The sequence below is a fragment of the Proteus vulgaris genome, from assembly GCF_016239305.1.
Lineage (GTDB): Bacteria > Pseudomonadota > Gammaproteobacteria > Enterobacterales > Enterobacteriaceae > Proteus > Proteus vulgaris_C.
Window position 1 is genome coordinate 1 of record NZ_JAEHOQ010000003.1, and the last position, 20488, is coordinate 20488.

Sequence of the window (20488 nt, forward strand, 5' to 3'; positions counted from 1 at the left end):
GCAACCACATGATAATAAATAAATTTACATTATTAACGATAAATTTATTTTTATTACATTTTATTCCTATTTTTTTATGACGTTTTTAATAAAATATTTTTTCAACTTATTCTATAATTTATCTAATGAGTCATCTTTTTTAGATAATCGGAATTTTATTTATAAACTCATGAAAAAGACTTTTTAGCCGATATTGCTATTAACGTCGATTTACTCTGTAGGAATAAACCATGAAAAAACACCACGTATTACTAAGCTTATTACTGACAGCATTTACCACGACTGCAACTTACGCAAACAACAATGCTTCTATACAAACTGTTGCAAATTGGCATGCTACAGCAGTGAAGAAACCACAGAGTGAATTAGGCGTAACACCATTAAATGCCCTACATTTTGAAGTAACAGAAAATAACCGCTTTAATACACAAGGTGGGACTTTTGATATCACCGTTAAAGATGCCGAAGGGGCAACGGACTTTAAATTAACTTCGAAAATTATTAGTAATGAACTTAAAAATGCGACTGATAATTCTGTATTAACAGTAAAAGCAGACTGGAATGGTAAAACATTATCAAATAATCAAGAAACCGTTATTCTTGATAATCAAAAAGGTATTCATCATGGACTGGTGGCTGGGAATAAAGAGTCAGAGAAAAGTGAGCTAAAAAGTCTTCAAAGTGCATTTTTATTTAACGTCATCAATGGCTCTCAAAATATTGCATCATTGCCAGAGGGGTTATGGGAAGGCGCTTTGCGTATTGAATTTACCAGTAAGTGGTCAGGGGATTTTGTAACACTAGCTTCAAGATAATTCAATCGATGTATCTTAAAAGAAAAAATGCGAAAGAGCGCCTGTATGGCGCTTCTTTGTTATTTAATAGAACCTAAATCAAACTTTTGGTTTATAGCTATCTTTATCAAGATCGTGCTTTTTCATTCGTAAATACAGCTTCTTACGTGGAATACCTAAATAATCAGCCACATCACTGACACGACCCGCAAATAAATATAACGCATCTTCAATTAATCGACGCTCATATTCATCGACTAAGTTATCCAAAGGGCCTTCAGGGGGAATAATGGCTCTGTGTTGCTCACTATCCACCATTTTAACAATACCTACCGCATATAATTCAGCTACATTTCGTAACTCTCGAATATTACCCGGCCAATCATAACGTTTTAAAATATCAAGATAATTACGGTCAATCTTCGGCACCGCAATACCAAGTCGTTGTGCACTTTGTCTCAAGAAAGCTCTAAATAACGGAATAATATCAGGGCGTCTTGCACTTAATGGAGGTAATGAAAACGTGATTTGCGAAAAATAGTAATAGAATTCAGGAATTAATCGCCCCTCTGTGACCAGTTGCTGTGTATTATTTTCTAAAATCGCGATGGTTCTAAAATGACGCTTTCCTTGACGTTCCATATCTAACAAATAAGAGCTTAGCCAACGTTGCGCTTCTGATGATAAATCATAAGGAGAACGTAAAATTAATGTTCCGACTTCATCGGCTTCAATTTGAGCAATAACCTGTTTGATATCAGATAAATTTTGGCAATCTATCGTTTGAATCGTTTTATCACTATGAGGGCTTAACTCATGCAAGAGTTGAGCAAGAAGGTGGCGTCCCGTTCCCATCTCACCTTCTATCATTAAGTCTTTATCGATATCGGCAATTTGTTGTACTTGCTCTCTAATCGCAGTGATTTGTGCGCTGTCGCCCACTAGTCGCTCTTGTGTGGTACTGATTACCGCATTTCTAAGGGCAAGAATAGACTGTCGTTCTTTATGTGCTTTTGCCACTAATTCTAAAAATACTGGCGGATTAATTGGCTTTTCAATAAAGTCATAAGCCCCTTTTTTTACTGCCTCAACAGCCAGCGGTATATCACCATGTCCAGTGATCATAATAACTGGGATACGAGGGTCAATGTGTTTAATACGTTCAAGCACTTCCATACCATTCATTGCTGGCATATAAATATCAAGCACAACAGCGCCCTGCCACTCTGGTGTTAAAAGGCTGAGTGCTTTTTCAGGCGAATCAGTCACTCTGGCAACCATACCCGCGAGGTTAAGCAAATGACGATAAGATTCAAGAATATCTTCATCATCATCAATTAATAGAACATCAATATCAGGCATGAGTGATTGTGTCATCAGTAAACTCCAAAACAACCATAGCGCCACCGTTTAACGCTGAGGCCAAATAAATTTCATAACCAAACCGTTGCATAATAGAACGGCAAATGGATAACCCTAACCCAAGCCCCACATCTTTTGTTGTGGTAAACGGGGTAAATAGCTTTGGTAAAACAGCAGAGTTGAATCCTTTTCCGCTATCCGCTATCCCCACTAATTTTCTTTTAGGATCAGTAGATAAGAGATCAATAGTGATCTGACTTTCACCAATACCCGCAATGGCATCCATCGCATTAACAAATAAATTAACCAAGACTTGCTCGATTTGTGTTGGGTCGGCACAAATGGTTAATTCATCAGGAATATTATTCGTAATGATGCACTGCTCTCGTTTGGAACGAGACTCTACCAGTACCATCGCACTTTCCACCAGCTCTTTTAATGGTGCTGATACAAAACTAATTTCAGATGATGATTTACGGGAGAAATTACGTAATGCCGTAATAATTCGATTCATTCGCGCACAAAGCTTTTCAATACGCTCTATGGAATCAGGCAATTGATCGTATTTTTCCATCTGTATGGTTAATTTTGCACTATACAAATAGGTATTAATTGCAGAAAGAGGTTGATTAAGTTCATGTGCAAGGCTTGTCATCGCTTGCCCAACAACAGCCATTTTTGCGGCTTGTACCAATTCTTCTTGCGTTTGAATTAAGTGCTTTTGTGCTTGTTCACGACGCACAATCTCTTCATTTAATTGCTGATTTTTATCCTGCAAATCTTGTGTTTTTAATGCCACTAGCCTTTGAAGTTCTAATCGACTTAACTCTTGGCGTGTAATGTCCGTGATAGTAACAATATATTTGTGCTCATCTTTATGCGGATATTCACGAATATTAAATTGTAAGAAATGAGGCTCACCCGCTTTTAGCATTCGAATAGTACATTCACTCTGCCCTAAACGATAAAGCTGACTTGTTGAGCTAAATTGCGCTTTAAGCATTGTGCTGGCTTCACCACTAAACAGCAACCAAAGAGGTTTATTACTTTGCTCTTTTCCAGTGCCTAATAACATCGCTGCACTTGGATTAACTGTTTCCATTCTTCCATCGTGGTGACAGGTAATTAAACTCGCATCTGTATTATTGATAAGATTTAATGCATTACTGGCTTCAACTTCTTTCATTTGACGCCAAAAACGGCGAAGTCGCCGACTTAATAAACCAATTTCATCTTGCCCTTCAATCAGTACAGGCTCGGTTAAATTACCTTTGGCAACATGCGCTAAATCATCACTTAGTTTATTCAATCTTGCGATAAGTCTTCTATCAATTAAGATTTTCATCACAATAATACTGAGCAATAAAGAAGCGACAATAATCGCTACAATAACAATTTTTCCCGTTGCCATCAGTTTACGGGTATTGCCATTGAGTTTATTTAGTACTTCACTGGTCGCCAAAACATTACCACTTACTGCGTTATCAAACTGAGATAACTTTTCATTTAATTCAGGGGTTAATGCTTTAAGCTTTTTTTCGTTTTCTACATCATCAATCAGTGTTTGATAGATATCACCGTCATAACGAGTGATCGCGATAATCTCTTGTAATACCTGACGATGAGCAATGGTTGACGGGTAGCTTTTTAACTTCTGATTTAACGAAATAATTTCATCAATTTTGACACTGATATAGTGAAAAGCGACATCAATATCACGGCTATAACGTTGATGAGCAATTTCTTCAACTAAACCAATTAATTCATTCTCAGTGGTAAATAATTCTTGTAATAACGTTGATTCTAATAACAGCTGTAGACTATTTTCCTGTACGTTTTTTTCATTAAGCATTTGACTGACATGCCACTCAATTTCATTAAGTAGCGGTTTAATATCTTCACCAACCGCGTCATGCATCCATGCCAATTGTCCCAATAATTGAGCAAGACGATTCTCTAACTCGCGTCGTTTATCCAGTAGTACATCCTGTTGATTAATAAGCTCTGATAGTTCATCAACAAGTTGAGTATAAAAATCACGTTGCGGTGTTTGTTCAATAGGGAATTTACGTAAATTATCTAATAACTGATGGATTTCCTGCTGTTGTTGCTCTGAAATTGATTTTCTCTGTGTCTGCTCTCGCTCTTTTAATAGCATTTGTAAATTGGTGCTATAACGCTCCATATTATAGCTGGTGGTTAACATAGGCAAAGACTCTCCCACTGACGCATTAATTTGTGTCGCCAGTTTTCCCCACATAAAAAAGATAACCACACCAATCAATAAGGTGAGTAAAGAACTAAAGATAAACGCCATATACAGGCGTCTACCTAGTTTACCAAATTGTTTAGGCGCTAATAATTTCATCCGTAATACCTTTCATAAAAACAGCGTTTCCTGCTGTATATTTGAACCACAAGGCGGTTAGGGTGATTTTGTCTCTTTCAATAAAACCAGTGCTTGTTCAAGCCTTTCAGCTTCTAATGTACGCCATTGATACAACACAGCTAATGCTTGATCAGAATATTCTCGCTGATCAGCTTCTTTCATAAATAACGCTTGTAATGTGGGTGAATTGGCCTCTTTTTCGCTAATAAGCACTGAACTTGCTATTTTTCGTGCTTTGCTGATCGCAGAAATTCGTTCTGGGGTTTTATTTTCCTGTTTTTCTGCTTCGTGGATATCATTCCAAACTTGGCGCATTAAAGGAAAATTATGCGTGATCATTTGATCAAATAATGCATTAACCACTTCACTACGACGATAAGCTTCATTGCTGTTTAAAATAAATTCTGTGTTATTAGCAAGTTCATCGTTATTCCCTAAGATCTCTTTACTTAATGGGATCTTTGCCATATCACTTTTATAAATAATTTCTTGCCCTTCATCCGATAAAAGAAAGGCAATAAATTTGGCTGCTGTGTCTCTTTTACTGCTTTCTGCCACAATGGCAACATAAGCTGGTAAAATGATCGACTTATCAAAATAGCTAAACTCGACAAAATCAAACCGTTTTTGATGGTTAAACGCGTAGTTATCAATAATTGGCCCAGCGCCAACAATACCTCTGGCGATAGCATCACTGACACGCGAACTACGTGCTGAAATAGAAGAAAGATTACCACTGGTTTCCAGTAAGATCTGCCATCCTCGCTCCCAGCCATACTCTTGTAGTACATTCTCCACCATCAACTGCATCGTGCCAGAGTTTGCTGGCGTCGTCATGGTTAAGTGCCCTTGGTAAATAGGATCACTTAAATCAATCCAGCTTTTCGGTGCAGGAAGCCCCAATTTTTGCAAGTATTGTGTATTACTCATAATACCAATGCCGGAATAGCCAACAGTGGTTATTTTATCGTTCAAGATATCACTGTGACGCATCAGCCATTTTGGCGTTTCATAATTGACTGGTAATCGCGCCAGTAGCCCTTCTCTATCTAAATGATGAAAGAAATTAGCTGATGACGACATCACAATATCAACAGGTTGCGTGGGATATTGTTTCATCATACGTGTTGCTATCGCGACACGGCGATAAACCACTTGCACTTTAGTATCAGGATAACGTGCGCTAAAAGCTTCTGTGAGTGGTCTCATTGGTGTATCTGAAAGCGTCGTCAATATAACAAGTGGCTGCTCATCACTACGTACCGGAGTGATAAACAGCCAGCTAAACAATAAACAGACGAGGCTAAGTGTTATTTTTATTCTCATGACGTACCCCTGGTTTTGTTTTGAATAAACATAAAAATGTGTCGAACTTCAAACTTCTGATATTTAGCAATATTTATTATTTTGGGCTAATGAGTCCTTAATGACCCATTTACAACAATGATACAACGATATCTTCACTCATTTTTAAACCAACGCCTAATAGCGATGTTACAAATTTGACTCACCGATTCAGCAGAATGTGTCATCGATGACTCAAATTCCGTGTTTTGCACCAAGATGACCTAAATGAATAGCATCAGCTCTGAAAACCAAAATCAGCTTCAGACATGAATAATATTCGGAGTCATCTCTATGCTAAGTTTCTTTAAAACCAGAAAGGATCTGCCGCTAATAGAAGCGTCAAGTGAAAAGATCCGCGCAATATATAAAAAGCACCAATGGCAGGTCTTCTTTGGTCTTGTTCTTGGTTATGCCATGTTCTATGTGGTTCGTATGGCACTCGGTGTGGTGAAAAAACCTATGCTGGATGCAGGTATCGTAACCACCGCTGAACTCGGTTTAATGGGTTCTGCGTTCTTCTTTACCTACGCATTTGGTAAGTTTTCTAACGGCTTCTTGTCAGATTATGCCAATATTGGACGCTTTATGTCCATCTCGCTGATTGCCTCTTCCTTTGTTTGTATCTTCATGGGAATGTCAACGGCAAGCCTGTTCTTTATCCTGTTATGGGGTATTAACGGTTGGTTCCAATCTGTTGGTTCAGCGCCTTCTTGTGTCTCTATCTTCCAATGGTTCTCACCAAAACAACGCGGTACGGTTTATTCCATCTGGGGTGGCTCGCGTAATATCGGTGAAGCGATTACATGGATCTTGACTGCAACTATAGTGAGCTTCTTCGGCTGGCGTGCAGGTTTTATCGGTGCCGGTATCGCAGGTATCGCCGCTGGTATCATCTTACTGATGGTCTTAAAAGACCGTCCTCGTACTTATGGCTTACCTGATCCAGCAACTGCGTATGGCGAAGAGTCAGAAGCCGTTAAATCAAGTGATCCTAAAGAAACACGTCGCGCTCAGTTATTCGTACTAAAACAACCAACAGTATGGATCATCGCTGCGGCTTGTGCGGCTATGTATATCTCTCGCTACGCAATCAGTTCATGGGCCGTTCTTTACCTACAAGGTTCAAAAGGTTACTCACTGATTGATGCGGGTTTCGCAATGTCGACTTACCCAATCGCAGGTTTCTTCGGCGCAATCTTAGCGGGTATGGCTTCTGACAAACTGTTTAATGCTAACCGCCATATTCCAACACTGATTTATGGTATCGCCAACATCGCTGGTTTTGCACTGATGTTCTGGGGTCCACAAAGCCGTGTTATGGATGCAGTTGCATTAAGTATGGTTGGTTTTGCAATGGGTGGTCTGGTTGTGTTCTTAGCAGGTTTAACCGCTTGTGACCTGATGCCGAAAAACGCAGTAGGTGCAGTAAAAGGCTTTATCGGTCTGTTCGCTTACATTGCAGCATCAGCCCAAGAACTGATTTCAGCATCACTGATCAAAGTGACTCAAGTTGGCGATATCACTAACTACGACTTCACCACAGTACAGTATTTCTGGATAGGTTCTGCCATCGTTTCCATGATTTTAGCGACGCTAGTCTGGAATGCGAAAAAAGTAACCATGGATTAATGAATTAATTAAGTTGTTATCAAGGGATACCGTTAGGTATCCCTCTTTAAAAAGAGAATGTCATTATGCGTAAGACAAAAATTGTTGCGACTCTTGGCCCAGCTAGCTGTTCAGAACAGATGATTGAAAAGCTGATTATGGCAGGTGCTAACGTATTTCGTTTAAACTTTTCACACGGTACTCGCGAACAACATCAGGCCACTGCCGCAACTATCCGTCAGGTCGCAGAAAAACATCGTGTATTTATCGGGATCTTAGCTGACCTGCAAGGCCCGAAAATTCGTATCGCTAACTTTAAAAATGATTCAATTCAATTAAAACAAGGCGATAGCTTTATTCTAAATGCAGATTTAGACAGCACATTAGGCGACGAGCAACAAGTTGGATTGGACTACCCACAACTTGTTCAGGAAGTCACACCAGGGAATATTCTGTTACTTGATGATGGCAATATTCAATTACAAGTCAGTGCCGTAAATAATAATAAAATAGAGACTGTCGTTACTGTTGGTGGAAAATTATCTAACCGTAAAGGGATTAACTTACTCGGTGGTGGTTTATCTGCACCAGCATTAACAGACAAAGATAAACAAGACATACACACAGCAGCCGCTATTCAAGCAGATTACATTGCCGTTTCCTTCCCACGTAATGGTGCGGATATTGAATATGCCCGTGGTTTAGTGATAGCAGCAGGAAGTCACGCCAAAATCGTTGCTAAAGTTGAACGCGCTGAAGTAGTTTCTTGTGAAGAAAACATGGATGACATCATTAAAGCATCCGATGTCATTATGGTAGCACGAGGCGATCTCGCAGTTGAAATCGGTGATGCAAGCTTACCAGGCGCACAAAAGCAACTTATTGCACGTTGTCGCGCATTAGGTTGCCCTGTTATTACTGCAACCCAAATGATGGAATCGATGATTGAAAGCCCAATGCCAACCCGCGCAGAAGTGATGGATATCGCGAATGCCGTTGGTGATGGTACTGATGCGGTGATGCTTTCCGCTGAAACTGCGGCAGGAAAATATCCGGTGGAAGCCGTTAGTGCAATGGCACGTGTTGCTGAAGGGGCTGAGCGCTCTTTTGCGGCTAATGCTGAAAACCCATGGCAATCACCGTCTTACTACTCACAAACGGGTCGTTGGATTGCGCTAGCAGCCGCGACAACGGCTTTCCATGACGACAAACATTTAAGCGTTGCCGCATTAACAGAAAATGGCAAATCAGTGACCTTATTGTCGCGCTTTATGCCAAACAACAACGTATATGCATTAACAGATAATCCAGCACTTGCAGGTCAATTGACTGTATTACGTGGTGTAACACCTGTTGCTTATCAACGTCAAAATAACCATGACTGTGATGAAAGCATTATGCAAAAACTACAAGCAGAAGGATTATTAACAGACATAAATTCACTCTTAATTACCCGTTTATCAACCTTTGAAAAAACCGGTGAAAGCGATTGTTGCCATCTTGTTCCTGTAAAACAAGTTGAAGTTGCAACTGCTTGAGTGTCTTCCATCAAGGGGCTTATGAGAGAGGCAACCTGAAGTAAATAACAAGAAAAAGAGCACACCAAATCATTTTAGCCACAAGGATTGTGGCTATTTTTCTTTCTATCTATTTATCGCAAGGATAAGCATCTTGTAATGCGGCAATATAAACTAACTCTATTGATGTATCTTTATATTTTTGCTTAGCAATGGGGTATTTATCAAGATAAGCATCAATATGTTTTGCCATAAAATCGCCGTTTTGTATAACTTTTTTAGGTGGGCAATAGAGTGGTTTAAAATCATTACCTTCATTGTGCAATCTTACTGACACTGCATAAAAATTAAATCCATTCGCAATACCGTTTAGATAAGCTTGTGTCACCGATTCTAATTGTTTATTAGAAGGATGATCTAAGGCTAATAATCGTTTTACCTCAAGATAGCCGCTTAATGTAACCGCTTGAGAATAAAGCGGAAACAGTAATAACATTCCTAATAAGCTTTTTAATAATATTCCTTTTCTCATTCTGATTTCTCTCTAGTCAATATATGTTTATTTCATTTTAGTCGGTTTATTGAATTAAGAATATGTGTAGAAAATATCTTTTAGTGAGTCACTTCGTAAAAAGAAAATGCATCAAATTGTGATCGCAAACGCATTTAGGATGGTTTCTAAACTAATTAGTCGTTTTATACTTTACAAAGTAAATAAAACGGTGCATAACTATCAAACACAGACGATTTTATATAAAAAAAACATCTTTTAGTTTTGTTTCTAAACAAATGGAGTAGTAACGTGACACCGAACGTACCCAATACATTACGGCAAATGAATGCCTCGCTTGTATTAAATGTCATTCGTCATCAAGGTCCTTTGTCACGGGCTCAGATAGCCAAAATTAGCGGAATTACAAAAGCGACGGTGTCTGAAATTATTAACGATCTCCTTGAAGAAAAAATCGTTTATGAAAGCGGTGTCAGTTCGCCAGCAGGGCAAGGTAGAAAAGGTATTTTAGTTAACTTCGATCCTCAACACAGTTTAGGTGTCAGCATTGACTTAGGTGGTACCAAAATCGCTTATGCGGTTTTTAACTTAGATGCCGAATTGTTGTATGAATATCAAGAGCCTACCTTTGATACTGACGATCGTGAGTACTTTATTACGCAATTTGCACAAAGTATTGAAAATGTGATCGAAAAAAGCGGCGTAGACCGTCAAAAGATCAATGTTATCGGTGTCGCCACACCAGGGATCATCGATATCAAAAATGGTGTTGTACTAGAAGGCTCTCCTAATTTGCCTCAATGGGATAATTTACCTTTAGCACAACAGCTTACAGAAAAACTCAATGTACCCGTTGTTCTCGAAAATGATATTCGTGCAGCACTTGTGGGTGAAATGTGGAAAGGTCGATGCCGTCATACGCACAGTTGTGCGCTGGTTGGTATCGGTACAGGTTTAGGCTCTGCCTTGCTGATGGATGGAAAGGTTATTCGTGGCGCAAATAATGCCGCCGGTGAAATCGGCTATATGATGTTTGCTCGTGACCATCTTTTTCGAAATTGGCGCAATAAAGGATGCTTTGAGAGTTTCTGTTCCGGTTCAGGTTTAAGTGAACGTATGGCGAGCTTACGAGGGGAAAATCTTAGTGCTATTGAGATTATTCAAGCCTCACAGCAAGGCGATCCTCTGGCTCAATCATTAGTTGAGGAAATGGCAGATTATCTTGCTATCGGCATAATGAACTTAGTTGCCATTGCAAATCTGGAAAAAGTGGTATTAACAGGCGGGATCACTCGCTCTGCTGACACCTTTTTACCGCGTGTTCAGGCAAATTTAGATAGACATTTATTTGCGAACACCAAAGTGAATATCGAGCTGTCTGAATTATGGGAAAAAGGACCGCTTTATGGCATTGCTATTCTCGCCTTGGCTACGGTTTATCCATCAATTCAATTTATGCCCGAGATCCAACTGAGATAACCCTAATAAAAAAGTACCTAAACGAGATGGGAGCAACTCATGGCAGGAATACATCTTCACCCACATGATATTTTAGATGAAGGCATGCCCGCTATACTTCAACGCCTTGATGGTATGAAGCATGTCGAACATTTATTTGTCGAAATTAATACGATTTTTGAACGTAACCCTTACCCTGTTGGTAATTTACCTCATAACCCTATTCATAATGTAGTTATGGGAACAGGTACACTGCACATCAATACTCATACTGATTTTCCTCGTCTGAGCCAACGTATTGATTCAACAATTTTAGCGGGCGCCGATCCGCTAATGACGATAAAAAAAGCCACTGATGGCGGAAAATATAAAGTCATTCCATGGGCTAATATTCTTAATGGCGATTTCACAGGGGATGTAGAAAACAATCAGGTTGTGGATTTTAAAGGTCGTCCGCAAGCACATTGGCTCTGCCCTAACGCCCCTGATGTCGCTCAATTATGGCAAAAGACATTCACAGCATTAAAACAAAACTACGGTTACGATACCTTTTTAATTGACCGAATTCGTTTTCCTGATTGGGCTGGTGAAGAAGTGAATCCCGCAGGATTATTTACCTGTTTTTGCCCTCACTGTGAAAAGAAAATGGTACAGCAAGGTTTACCCGTTAATGAAATCAAACATCGCCTTACGGCTTTAGCTGATTCATTGAAACAAGGGGATTTCGAAACCCCTGTTACCGCATTAAAAGAAGAGCCTTTGTTAAAAGCGTGGCAAACATTTCGCCAACAAAGTGTGACTCAATTGGTTGAAAAATTACTGTCTGATGCCAAACAAACTGCGGGTGGTATTACGTTATGGCTTGATCTATGGCCACCAGCTTATAGTTGGATCTTAGGTCAGGACTATCATGAATTAACCCGTTATTCTTCAACACTTAAACACTTTCCTTATCATAAATTAGGGGGCGGAGCTGATGTTCAAGGATTAATTAATCATTTTGCCCAGGATAGTGAAAGCCAAGAACGTGCATTTACTGCGTTCAAACGCTTATTTGAATTACCTTATGATATTTCATACGAAACCTTTAAACAGCAAGGTTTTCCTATTCACTTTGTTGCAGAACAAAATAATAAAGTTCGCCAGCTTTCACAGCCAAATACCTTTATTTATAGCGGTATTCAAATGTGGAATTTACCTGCCTCTCAATTAATTGAAGCCGTTATTGCAGCAGAAGAAAGTGCTTGTGATGACTTGCTTTATTATTGCTATGGATGGGCAACACAAGAATTATTTGATGCAATTGGTGAACATAATACACCTAATAATAACGCCTATAACAACACGATTAAAGAATAATACACCGCGGAAAATCAGGATCAAATTATGGCTAAACAACAAAAATGGAAAGTCTTTTTCCTTCTGTTTGTCACGATGTTTTTACTCGGTGGCATTCAAAATACGAAAGGGCTTATTCTAGAACAAGTTCAACATGATATTTCATTAAATATGAGCCAAGTTGGCTCATTAATTACCTTTTTCCAAATCGGTTTTTTAATTGCCAGTTTATTAACAGGCTATTTTACCGATAAGAAAGGGTTAAAAGTCATGATGTTTATTGGCTCACTGATGATGGCTGTTGGTTTAACAGGAACCAGCCTTGCTTTTAACGTGATGCTATTTTTTGGCTTTTATCTGGTTATTGGGTTAGGTATTGGCTCGATGCTTGTCTCTATCGTTACCGTTATTCCGACTTTCTATAAAGAGAAAGCGGGCATGATGTTTAACGTCTCCAATGCAATGTTTGGTGTAGGGATGATTGTCACTCCGCTAATTTTACAATATCTATTTTCACACTCTATTTCATGGCGCACTTTTTATGTGGGCGTTGCCGTTATTGTTGCGGTCATTATTCTAGTCTTAAGTACATTAAAAATAGAAAACAGCGCACAAGTCGATATGAAATTCAGTGACTTTTTAGAGTTACTGACACAAAAATCACTATTATTAGTTATCTTATTTATTACGCTGTATGTTGCTGCTGAAGCCGCTTTCTTAAACTTCTTCCCTATTTTCTATACCTCTATGGATATTGGAAATATGAGTAGCGCACAAAAAGCAGAAACAGCGGCTTATGTGATTTCAAGTTTTGCTTTCTTATTTACTATTGGTCGTTTTATTGGTGGCTTTATTAACCTTGCATTGGGTGATCGCAAAACGCTTATTCTGTTTTCACTGTTCTCTCTTATAGCCATTATTGTAAGCCGTATCTTTGTGCAAGATGTTGTTTATCTGTTTATGGTATTTGGTTTTGCATTATCAGTGCTGTTTCCAACAGCCGCCGCCGTTGCCACAAAATTAACCAGCAAAAGTGGCTCGGTGATGGGATTGATTTATGTTGCTTCTGGATTAGGTGGAGCGTTAGCAGGTTCATTAATTGGCCAAGTATCAGAAAGCTATAATGTTTCTGTTGGCTTTAACCTGATTATTGTATTCGTCGCTCTCTTCTTTATTATTTCTCTGTTTATTAGAGAACAAAAACAATAACAACAACCGTTATGCCTCTGAAATTTGCCCCTCTATATGAGGGGTTTTTTATTTCGATCACGATAGTCTAAAGTACATTTTCCTTTTTATTTTGTTGATTTTTTCGCCACCGCCCTAATAATAGTATCTATATTCACTGTTAAAATAGGAGAATATGATGGCGAGTGGATGGGCTAATGATAGTGCTGTTCAAGAGCAAATAGATGCCACCATTGATGATGCAATTGCAAGAGCTCGCAATCAAATGGCGCAAGGTGAAAGTGCACAGTTTTGTGATGAATGCGGTGAGCCAATCTCTCCGGCTCGGCAAAAAGCCGTTCCTGGTGTACGTTATTGTTTAAACTGCCAAGAGGCAATTGATAAAAAGAATAATGCCTTTAGTGGGTATAATCGCCGTGGTAGTAAAGATAGCCAACTCAGATAATCAGCAATTATTATCATATAAAATAAAAACTGTACCTTAATATGAATTTCTTCGATTAAAGTACAGTTTGTTTTATTTAATCAGACAATGAGTTAATTAGATTTTTTCAGCCTTTTTTGAGCTCATATTTTGGCTCATCTCGGTTAAAATTTTCATAAAATGATCAATATGTGCACGTTCAGTATTTGGATTCATAAATACTGCTTTTTCACCTGGAAGATAAACGTAACGGTTATTTTTCGCATATTTAGAGCAGGCAATAGAATCTACCCAGTTAGTAAATAATCCTTCTCTACCACGTTGTAAGAAAAGTTTTCTATGCCACTGCGTGTTATGAACCATAAAGTCATATGCTTCTTTATCTGTAGAGCACGTTAACTCTAAATCAAAGGCAACATTAGGATCTTTCACTAAGTTTGGATCATACAATTTAAAGCCAACACTTGGCCCTTGGTTTTGCGGTACGATCACTTTTGCATTCCCCATCTCTAACAACTGATGGCGCATGTAGTTCGCATTTTGCAAACAGTGAGCAATAATGGTTTGGTAACCTTCGATCCCCATATAGTGCATTGCAGAATAAGCACCAAAGATACCCACACCACTACGTGTACATTCAATAGTAGATTGTAAGTGAGTCTGCCCTTCTAATTCATGCTCAAAATAGGTGAAGTTTTCTGGATCGTTTTCCAGTGCCACGAAATCATTACCATTTTTCACCAATACTAAACTTGAGGTGTAAGGCACATAGCCCCATTTGTGAAAGTCGATAGTAATGGAGTCGGCATATTTCAGATGTTTAAATTTCTCAACGTTCTGACGTAAGCCTTCTAAGGTGACGTCATTAATTGCCAGTGGATTACTGCTGAAGTCATATTCTAAGAAGAAGATAATCGGCCAACCCACAGCAGCATCAACGTGAACATGTGGCTTAACAGGGATCTCGAACTCTTCACATAAGCGGTCACGTAACTCACAAACCCCTTTCACATCATCCACACCAAAGGTATCTGTTGTTCCTGTGGTTAACATGATAGTTGGTACTTTGCATTTAACAGTGAAGCAGGCTCTTAATTCGCGTTCTAAGTGCTCTAGATTAATAGTATTATCTTCTGACACTTTGATACGGATAGTTTTGTTATCTACATCAACCCCCAACAGCGCAAGGTTAGTCATGTTTGAATAGTGACCGCCTTGAGAGTTAATGATGCGATAATCTTGATCTGCCGCCATACCTAAATGTTTAGAATTAGGCATCGATTTACGTAATCCAAAGAGATAACCATATAAGTTACACATGGTGCCTCCCTGCGTGAATACGCCAGAGGCAATATCAGGATCGTATCCCACTAATTTAGCAACTTTTTTTATCGTCACTTTTTCTAGTGCATCCGCAACACCAGAATATTCGCAATAAACCATATTAGGGTTGCCCATTACCCCTAAAATTGAACCATAAACACCTGGGTCGCTTGGCATTGCAATGACATTTTCAACAGCGAGTGGATTTTCCCAGTTTTTACACAATGTCGAAACTAACATTAGTAGTTCATTAGGATCGTTTTCGGGGTAATTAATATTTTGTTGGATTTGCGTATCCGCCATTAAACGATCAAATAGCTGTTGCCCATTTGAGTAACGTTGTAATTGGTCATTATCGTTAGTTGTTGTTTTCCTAAACTGTGTAATTGATTGGATTGTTTTATCCTGAAATATCGGCCAATACTTCGGATCTCGGCTGAAAAAGTGAGCAATAACGTCGTGGTATTTCTTCTCAAATTCCGCGTTTAGAATGTTAGCAGAAGATAGACCTAATAAATCTTGATTTTTCACTATATTCTCCAAATAGAAACCGATAAAAATTTAATTTAGTTGCATAGCAATACTATACATTTTCTAATTAAATTAGTTAGTGTTCTATGCGATAACATCTATCTCACAGACCATAACAGGTTTAATAATAATTTTATTAATATCAATAGATTAAGTTAATACGGAAAGTTAAATTTACAGATGCAAACTTTTCATTAATATGCTTATGTGACTGAGATCACAATGAAAATAGGACTATAAATAGAAACAATCACTAACAATACTATTAACTATTTGAAATATAATCAAAATATAATAATAACCGGCTAACCATATGATATTATTGAACTCTAATTTTAATTAATTGTATTAATCTGTTATTTCCGCAATTAGTACAGATAAAATTATATTAAGTTTAGTTACCATCAATAAAATCAGACTAAAATACTAATATATTTTCAACAATCAGCAAATTAATTTTAATTCCAACCATTGTTAGGTACAAAATATGGGTTAAGGTTAAAAGAGAGGGTAGTCACTAGTGAAAATATAAAAAAGAAAATTATCACAGATAATAATGCTACAAATAACAAAAATGTTGGTTAAAAACAAAAAATAGTCACCTTGCTAAATAATCAGAATATTTACTCTACATTTTTTGCTTTTTTTGCCGATACTTAAAGTAATAAAGTAGGTAATTAACGGAGAAGACAATATGAAAGCACGTATCGCTGTTGCTACTGTATTCGTATTATTATCCGCAAGTGTCTATGCTGAAGAATTTACCTGCCAACTTGAAAATGGTAAGTATGTCAGTGTATTTGCCGAACATGGGACCCCTCCAGTGTATCGTTATGGCACACTTGCTAAAACAGAAATCACACTACCTGTTCCTCAACAACCTAATAATAATGTCTTTTATGGGCATCAGATGTTTGTTGCTGGAGCATCGACTTATATTCGATTTAAGAATGGAAATTATAGTTACGTTGTTTATGACGGTGAAGGTAGAGGATGGAGCTTTAATGGCGTGATTGTTTATAAAGACAATAATATTATTAGCAAAAAAGAGTGTAAAGATCCGTTAACGCCAAACCTGGATAATCTAAAAAACTACGCGATTAAAATGGACCCTTATTTAGAAAATTATATTTATGCTCCTTAGTCTCTAATTTAATTAAGCATGTAGACATAAAAAAACCCAATTTAAAAATTGGGTTTTTATTATTTTTAAACAACGAGATGTATTGATTAGTCTTCTAATAACAGAACAGATTCTAATGCAATTTCAATCATTTCGTTAAAGGTAGTTTGACGCTCTTCTGCTGTAGTCTGTGTCCCTTTTTTGATGTGGTCAGATACAGTACAGATAGTCAGTGCTTTTGCACCGTATTCGGCTGCAACACCGTAAATACCTGCTGCTTCCATTTCAACACCTAGGATGCCGTATTTTTCCATTACATCAAACATTTCTGGATCTGGAGAATAGAACAGATCAGCAGAGAAGATATTACCTACGCGAACTTTAATGTCTTTCGCTTTTGCCGCATCAACAGCATTTTGAACTAATTGGTAATCTGCAATAGCCGCGAAATCTTGGTCTTTGAAACGTAGACGGTTAACTTTAGAGTCTGTACAAGCACCCATACCGATAACAACATCACGTAATTCAACATCTGGTAACACTGCACCACATGAACCCACACGAATAATCACTTTTACGCCAAAATCAGTAATTAATTCTTTTGCGTAAATTGAGCAGGAAGGAATACCCATACCGTGGCCCATTACAGAAACTTTACGGCCTTTATACGTACCTGTAAAACCTAACATACCACGAACATTGTTTACTTGACGGACATCTTGTAAAAAAGTTTCAGCGATGTATTTAGCGCGAAGCGGGTCGCCCGGCATTAAAACGACATCAGCAAAATCGCCCATTTCTGCGTTAATATGAGGGGTAGCCATAATTCTTCCTTTTAATTGATCTTTTTACTATTCAAATATCATTCGGTAGGCATATTGCTATACCTACCGAAGTTAAATTAAAACATTGCTTTACCATAATCGACCGGAGATAAACCGAAGTATTTCACAACAGTTTGGCCGATATCAGCGAAAGTTTCACGATGACCTAATGAACCAGGTTTAACTTTAGGACCATAAACCAGAACAGGAATGTGCTCACGAGTATGATCAGAACCAGGCCAAGTTGGGTCACAACCGTGGTCTGCTGTTAAGATAAGAATGTCATCTTCTTTTACCAATTCCATTAGTTCTGGTAAACGACGGTCGAATAATTCAAGTGCTTCACCATAACCGACAACATCACGGCGGTGGCCGTAAGAAGAGTCGAAGTCAACAAAGTTGGTAAAGACGATAGTGTTATCGCCCGCGAGTTTCATTTCTTCAAGTGTCGCATCAAACAGTGCATCAATACCTGTTGCTTTCACTTTTTTAGTGATACCTACGTTTGCGTAGATGTCAGCAATTTTACCGATAGAAACAACATGGCCTTGTTTTTCATCAACCAGTTTTTTCAACATAGTTGGTGCTGGTGGCTCTACTGCTAAATCATGACGGTTACCTGTACGGGCGAAGTTACCTGGTTTATCACCAATAAATGGACGCGCAATAACACGACCAATGTTGTAATCGCCTTTGTTTAGTTCGTCACGAGCAATTTCACACAGCTCATATAATTCGTCTAAACCGTAAGTTTCTTCATGACATGCAATTTGGAATACAGAGTCAGCAGAAGTATAGAAAATCGGTTTGCCGGTTTTCATATGTTCTTCGCCAAGTTCATCCAGAATAACCGTACCAGAAGCGTGACAGTTACCTAAGTACCCTGGTAATTTTGCACGTTTAACGATGTTTTCTAGCAGTTCTTGTGGGAATGAGTTTTTCAGCTCTTTAAAGTATCCCCAATCGAAAAGCACAGGAACACCCGCAATTTCCCAGTGGCCTGACGGAGTGTCTTTACCAGAAGAGATTTCACTCGCGTAGCCATAAGCACCGATGATATCTGCGTTTTTATCTAAACCAATAGGGAATTTACCTGTTGATTCTTCAGCGGCTTTACCTAAACCTAAACGGCAAAGATTTGGCAAATGAAGTGGGCCTTTACGACCTTCTTTATCTGCTTTACCGTCAGCAAACGCTTGTGCGATATGCCCTAAAGTATCTGAACCTTGGTCACCGAATTTCTCTGCATCACCAGCAGCACCGATACCGAAGGAATCTAATACCATGATATGTACACGTTTCATAATTCTCTCTCCTGTGTCATTCTCCGTAGACCACGGATATGTCACTTATAAATCGTAATTGAGTTCTTATTCGCTGATTTGACGGTACACCATTGGTGAGGCTTCACATTTGCTATCACCAATTACCATCGCTTTACGGACTTCAGCCGCAGCTTCTTGCCATGATTTTTCACTGTTAGCATGGATCATCGCTAATGGAGTGTCTTTATTGATTTCAGCACCAAGCGCTACGATGTCGCTTAATCCCACACTATAATCAATTGCATCAGTGGCTTTACGACGACCACCACCTAATGTCACAACAGACATACCTAATGCACGTGTATCCATTGCTGTGATAAAACCAGTTTTCTCAGCAAATACAGGTTTACTTAATACCGCAGTTGGCAGGTATTTATTGTAGTTTTCAACAAAATCAGATGGGCCTTTCTGTGCCGCAACCATACGACCAAAGACTTCTGCCGCTTTACCGTTATCCAACACATCTTGCAGTTTTTGACGAGCTTGTTGACGTGAGTCCGCTAAACGGCCTGATACTAACATTTCAACACACAGCGCCATAGTGACTTCAAATAGACGAGGATTACGGTATTCACCTGTTAAGAATTGAACTGCTTCACGAACTTCAACAGCATTACCTGCGCTAGAAGCCAGAACTTCGTTCATATCCGTTAACAGTGCTGTAGTTTGACAGCCTGCGCCGTTTGCTACTTGAACAATAGACTCTGCCAGCTCTTCAGATTTCTGATAAGTTGGCATAAAGGCACCCGATCCCACTTTAACGTCCATCACTAATGCATCTAAGCCTTCGGCTAATTTTTTACCTAAAATAGAGGCGGTGATAAGAGGGATTGAATCAACTGTAGCAGTAATATCACGGGTAGCATAAAAGCGTTTATCAGCAGGTGCTAATGAATTAGTCTGTCCGATAATAGCAACACCCACGTTACGAATAATATCGCGGAATTTCTCATCATCAGGGAAGATATCAAAACCTGGAATAGCTTCGAGTTTATCTAATGTTCCGCCTGTATGACCTAATCCACGACCTGAAATCATAGGAACATAACCGCCACACGCGGCAACCATTGGCCCTAACATCAGTGAAGTGACATCACCTACACCACCGGTTGAGTGTTTATCAACAATTGGACCGTTTAAATTTAGGCTTTTCCAGTTCAATACTGTACCGGAATCACGCATAGCTAATGTCAGAGCAACACGCTCAGGCATCGTCATATCGTGGAAATAAATAGTCATTGCTAATGCAGCAATCTGACCTTCAGAAACAGTATTATCTCTGACGCCATTAATGAAAAAACGAATTTCTTCCTCTGTTAAAGGATGACCATCACGTTTTTTACGAATAATCTCTTGGGCAAGAAACACTGCAACCTCCTGGCTTTATAGCATTGATAACGCCCACTATAAAACGTGGGCGTATTAC

16 protein-coding genes are annotated in these 20488 nt (G+C 38.7%); 8 read left to right on the top strand and 8 right to left on the bottom strand.

The features are described from left to right. Positions 1 to 230 precede the first annotated feature (230 nt). Entirely contained in the window at positions 231 to 815 is a 585-nt protein-coding gene (locus JEP40_RS02740) for a common pilus major fimbrillin subunit EcpA (protein ID WP_198622360.1), read from the top strand. A 78-nt stretch (positions 816 to 893) separates the two neighbouring features. On the opposite strand, the gene JEP40_RS02745 is transcribed toward JEP40_RS02740, so the two are convergent. Genes JEP40_RS02745 through JEP40_RS02755 form a run of 3 tightly spaced genes read right to left on the bottom strand, consistent with a single transcriptional unit; the run spans position 894 to position 5871 of the window. Beyond that, on the bottom strand, positions 894 to 2171 hold the full coding sequence (locus JEP40_RS02745) for a sigma-54-dependent transcriptional regulator (RefSeq protein WP_198622361.1): 1278 nt from the start codon (positions 2169 to 2171) through the stop codon (positions 894 to 896). Then, on the bottom strand, positions 2149 to 4524 hold the full coding sequence (locus tag JEP40_RS02750) for an ATP-binding protein (RefSeq protein WP_198622362.1): 2376 nt from the start codon (positions 4522 to 4524) through the stop codon (positions 2149 to 2151). The genes JEP40_RS02745 and JEP40_RS02750 overlap by 23 nt, the downstream gene beginning before the upstream one ends. A gap of 57 nt (positions 4525 to 4581) precedes the next feature. Next, positions 4582 to 5871: an ABC transporter substrate-binding protein gene (locus tag JEP40_RS02755; RefSeq protein ID WP_198622363.1), complete on the bottom strand. Its 1290-nt coding sequence runs from the start codon at positions 5869 to 5871 to the stop codon at positions 4582 to 4584. 312 nt (positions 5872 to 6183) lie between these two features. Between JEP40_RS02755 and JEP40_RS02760 the strand changes: the two genes are divergently transcribed. After that, complete coding sequence (locus JEP40_RS02760; protein ID WP_198622364.1) at positions 6184 to 7521, top strand: MFS transporter; 1338 nt, start codon at positions 6184 to 6186, stop codon at positions 7519 to 7521. Positions 7522 to 7586: 65 nt separating this feature from the next. After that, complete coding sequence (pyk, locus tag JEP40_RS02765) at positions 7587 to 9038, top strand: pyruvate kinase (RefSeq protein WP_198622365.1); 1452 nt, start codon at positions 7587 to 7589, stop codon at positions 9036 to 9038. A gap of 109 nt (positions 9039 to 9147) precedes the next feature. On the opposite strand, the gene JEP40_RS02770 is transcribed toward pyk, so the two are convergent. Continuing rightward, positions 9148 to 9549, bottom strand: coding sequence for a hypothetical protein (locus JEP40_RS02770; protein WP_198622366.1), 402 nt, complete (start codon positions 9547 to 9549; stop codon positions 9148 to 9150). 270 nt (positions 9550 to 9819) lie between these two features. Here JEP40_RS02770 and JEP40_RS02775 point away from each other — a divergent pair, with 270 nt between their 5' ends. The 4 genes from JEP40_RS02775 to JEP40_RS02790 all read left to right on the top strand — a co-directional run bounded on the left by JEP40_RS02775 (position 9820) and on the right by JEP40_RS02790 (position 13957). Then, complete coding sequence (locus tag JEP40_RS02775) at positions 9820 to 11007, top strand: ROK family transcriptional regulator (RefSeq protein WP_332873033.1); 1188 nt, start codon at positions 9820 to 9822, stop codon at positions 11005 to 11007. Positions 11008 to 11046: 39 nt separating this feature from the next. Continuing rightward, positions 11047 to 12345 carry a hypothetical protein gene (locus JEP40_RS02780; RefSeq protein WP_198622367.1) on the top strand — a complete coding sequence of 433 codons (1299 nt, stop codon included), beginning with the start codon at positions 11047 to 11049 and terminating at the stop codon, positions 12343 to 12345. Between the two features lie 27 nt (positions 12346 to 12372). Continuing rightward, positions 12373 to 13533 (top strand): MFS transporter, encoded by a 1161-nt coding sequence (locus tag JEP40_RS02785; protein WP_072064354.1) that lies wholly within the window; start codon positions 12373 to 12375, stop codon positions 13531 to 13533. 157 nt (positions 13534 to 13690) lie between these two features. Further along, positions 13691 to 13957: a DksA/TraR family C4-type zinc finger protein gene (locus JEP40_RS02790; protein ID WP_198622368.1), complete on the top strand. Its 267-nt coding sequence runs from the start codon at positions 13691 to 13693 to the stop codon at positions 13955 to 13957. A gap of 96 nt (positions 13958 to 14053) precedes the next feature. Here the strand turns inward: JEP40_RS02790 and JEP40_RS02795 are convergent, their stop codons facing one another. Further along, positions 14054 to 15790 (bottom strand): pyridoxal phosphate-dependent decarboxylase family protein, encoded by a 1737-nt coding sequence (locus JEP40_RS02795; protein ID WP_198622369.1) that lies wholly within the window; start codon positions 15788 to 15790, stop codon positions 14054 to 14056. A 694-nt stretch (positions 15791 to 16484) separates the two neighbouring features. On the opposite strand from JEP40_RS02795, the gene JEP40_RS02800 reads away from it, so the two are divergent. Beyond that, positions 16485 to 16934: a hypothetical protein gene (locus JEP40_RS02800; RefSeq protein ID WP_198622370.1), complete on the top strand. Its 450-nt coding sequence runs from the start codon at positions 16485 to 16487 to the stop codon at positions 16932 to 16934. An 86-nt stretch (positions 16935 to 17020) separates the two neighbouring features. Here the strand turns inward: JEP40_RS02800 and deoD are convergent, their stop codons facing one another. From deoD to deoA, 3 genes are all read right to left on the bottom strand, one after another. Further along, entirely contained in the window at positions 17021 to 17737 is a 717-nt protein-coding gene (gene deoD, locus JEP40_RS02805) for a purine-nucleoside phosphorylase (RefSeq protein WP_036934279.1), read from the bottom strand. A 77-nt stretch (positions 17738 to 17814) separates the two neighbouring features. Further along, positions 17815 to 19041, bottom strand: a complete 1227-nt coding sequence (gene deoB, locus JEP40_RS02810; RefSeq protein ID WP_072069000.1) for a phosphopentomutase — start codon at positions 19039 to 19041, stop codon at positions 17815 to 17817. Between the two features lie 66 nt (positions 19042 to 19107). Next, the gene (deoA, locus tag JEP40_RS02815; protein ID WP_198622371.1) at positions 19108 to 20430 is read right to left on the bottom strand and encodes a thymidine phosphorylase; all 1323 of its coding nucleotides are present in this window, start codon (positions 20428 to 20430) and stop codon (positions 19108 to 19110) included. Between the last annotated feature and the right edge of the window lie 58 nt (positions 20431 to 20488).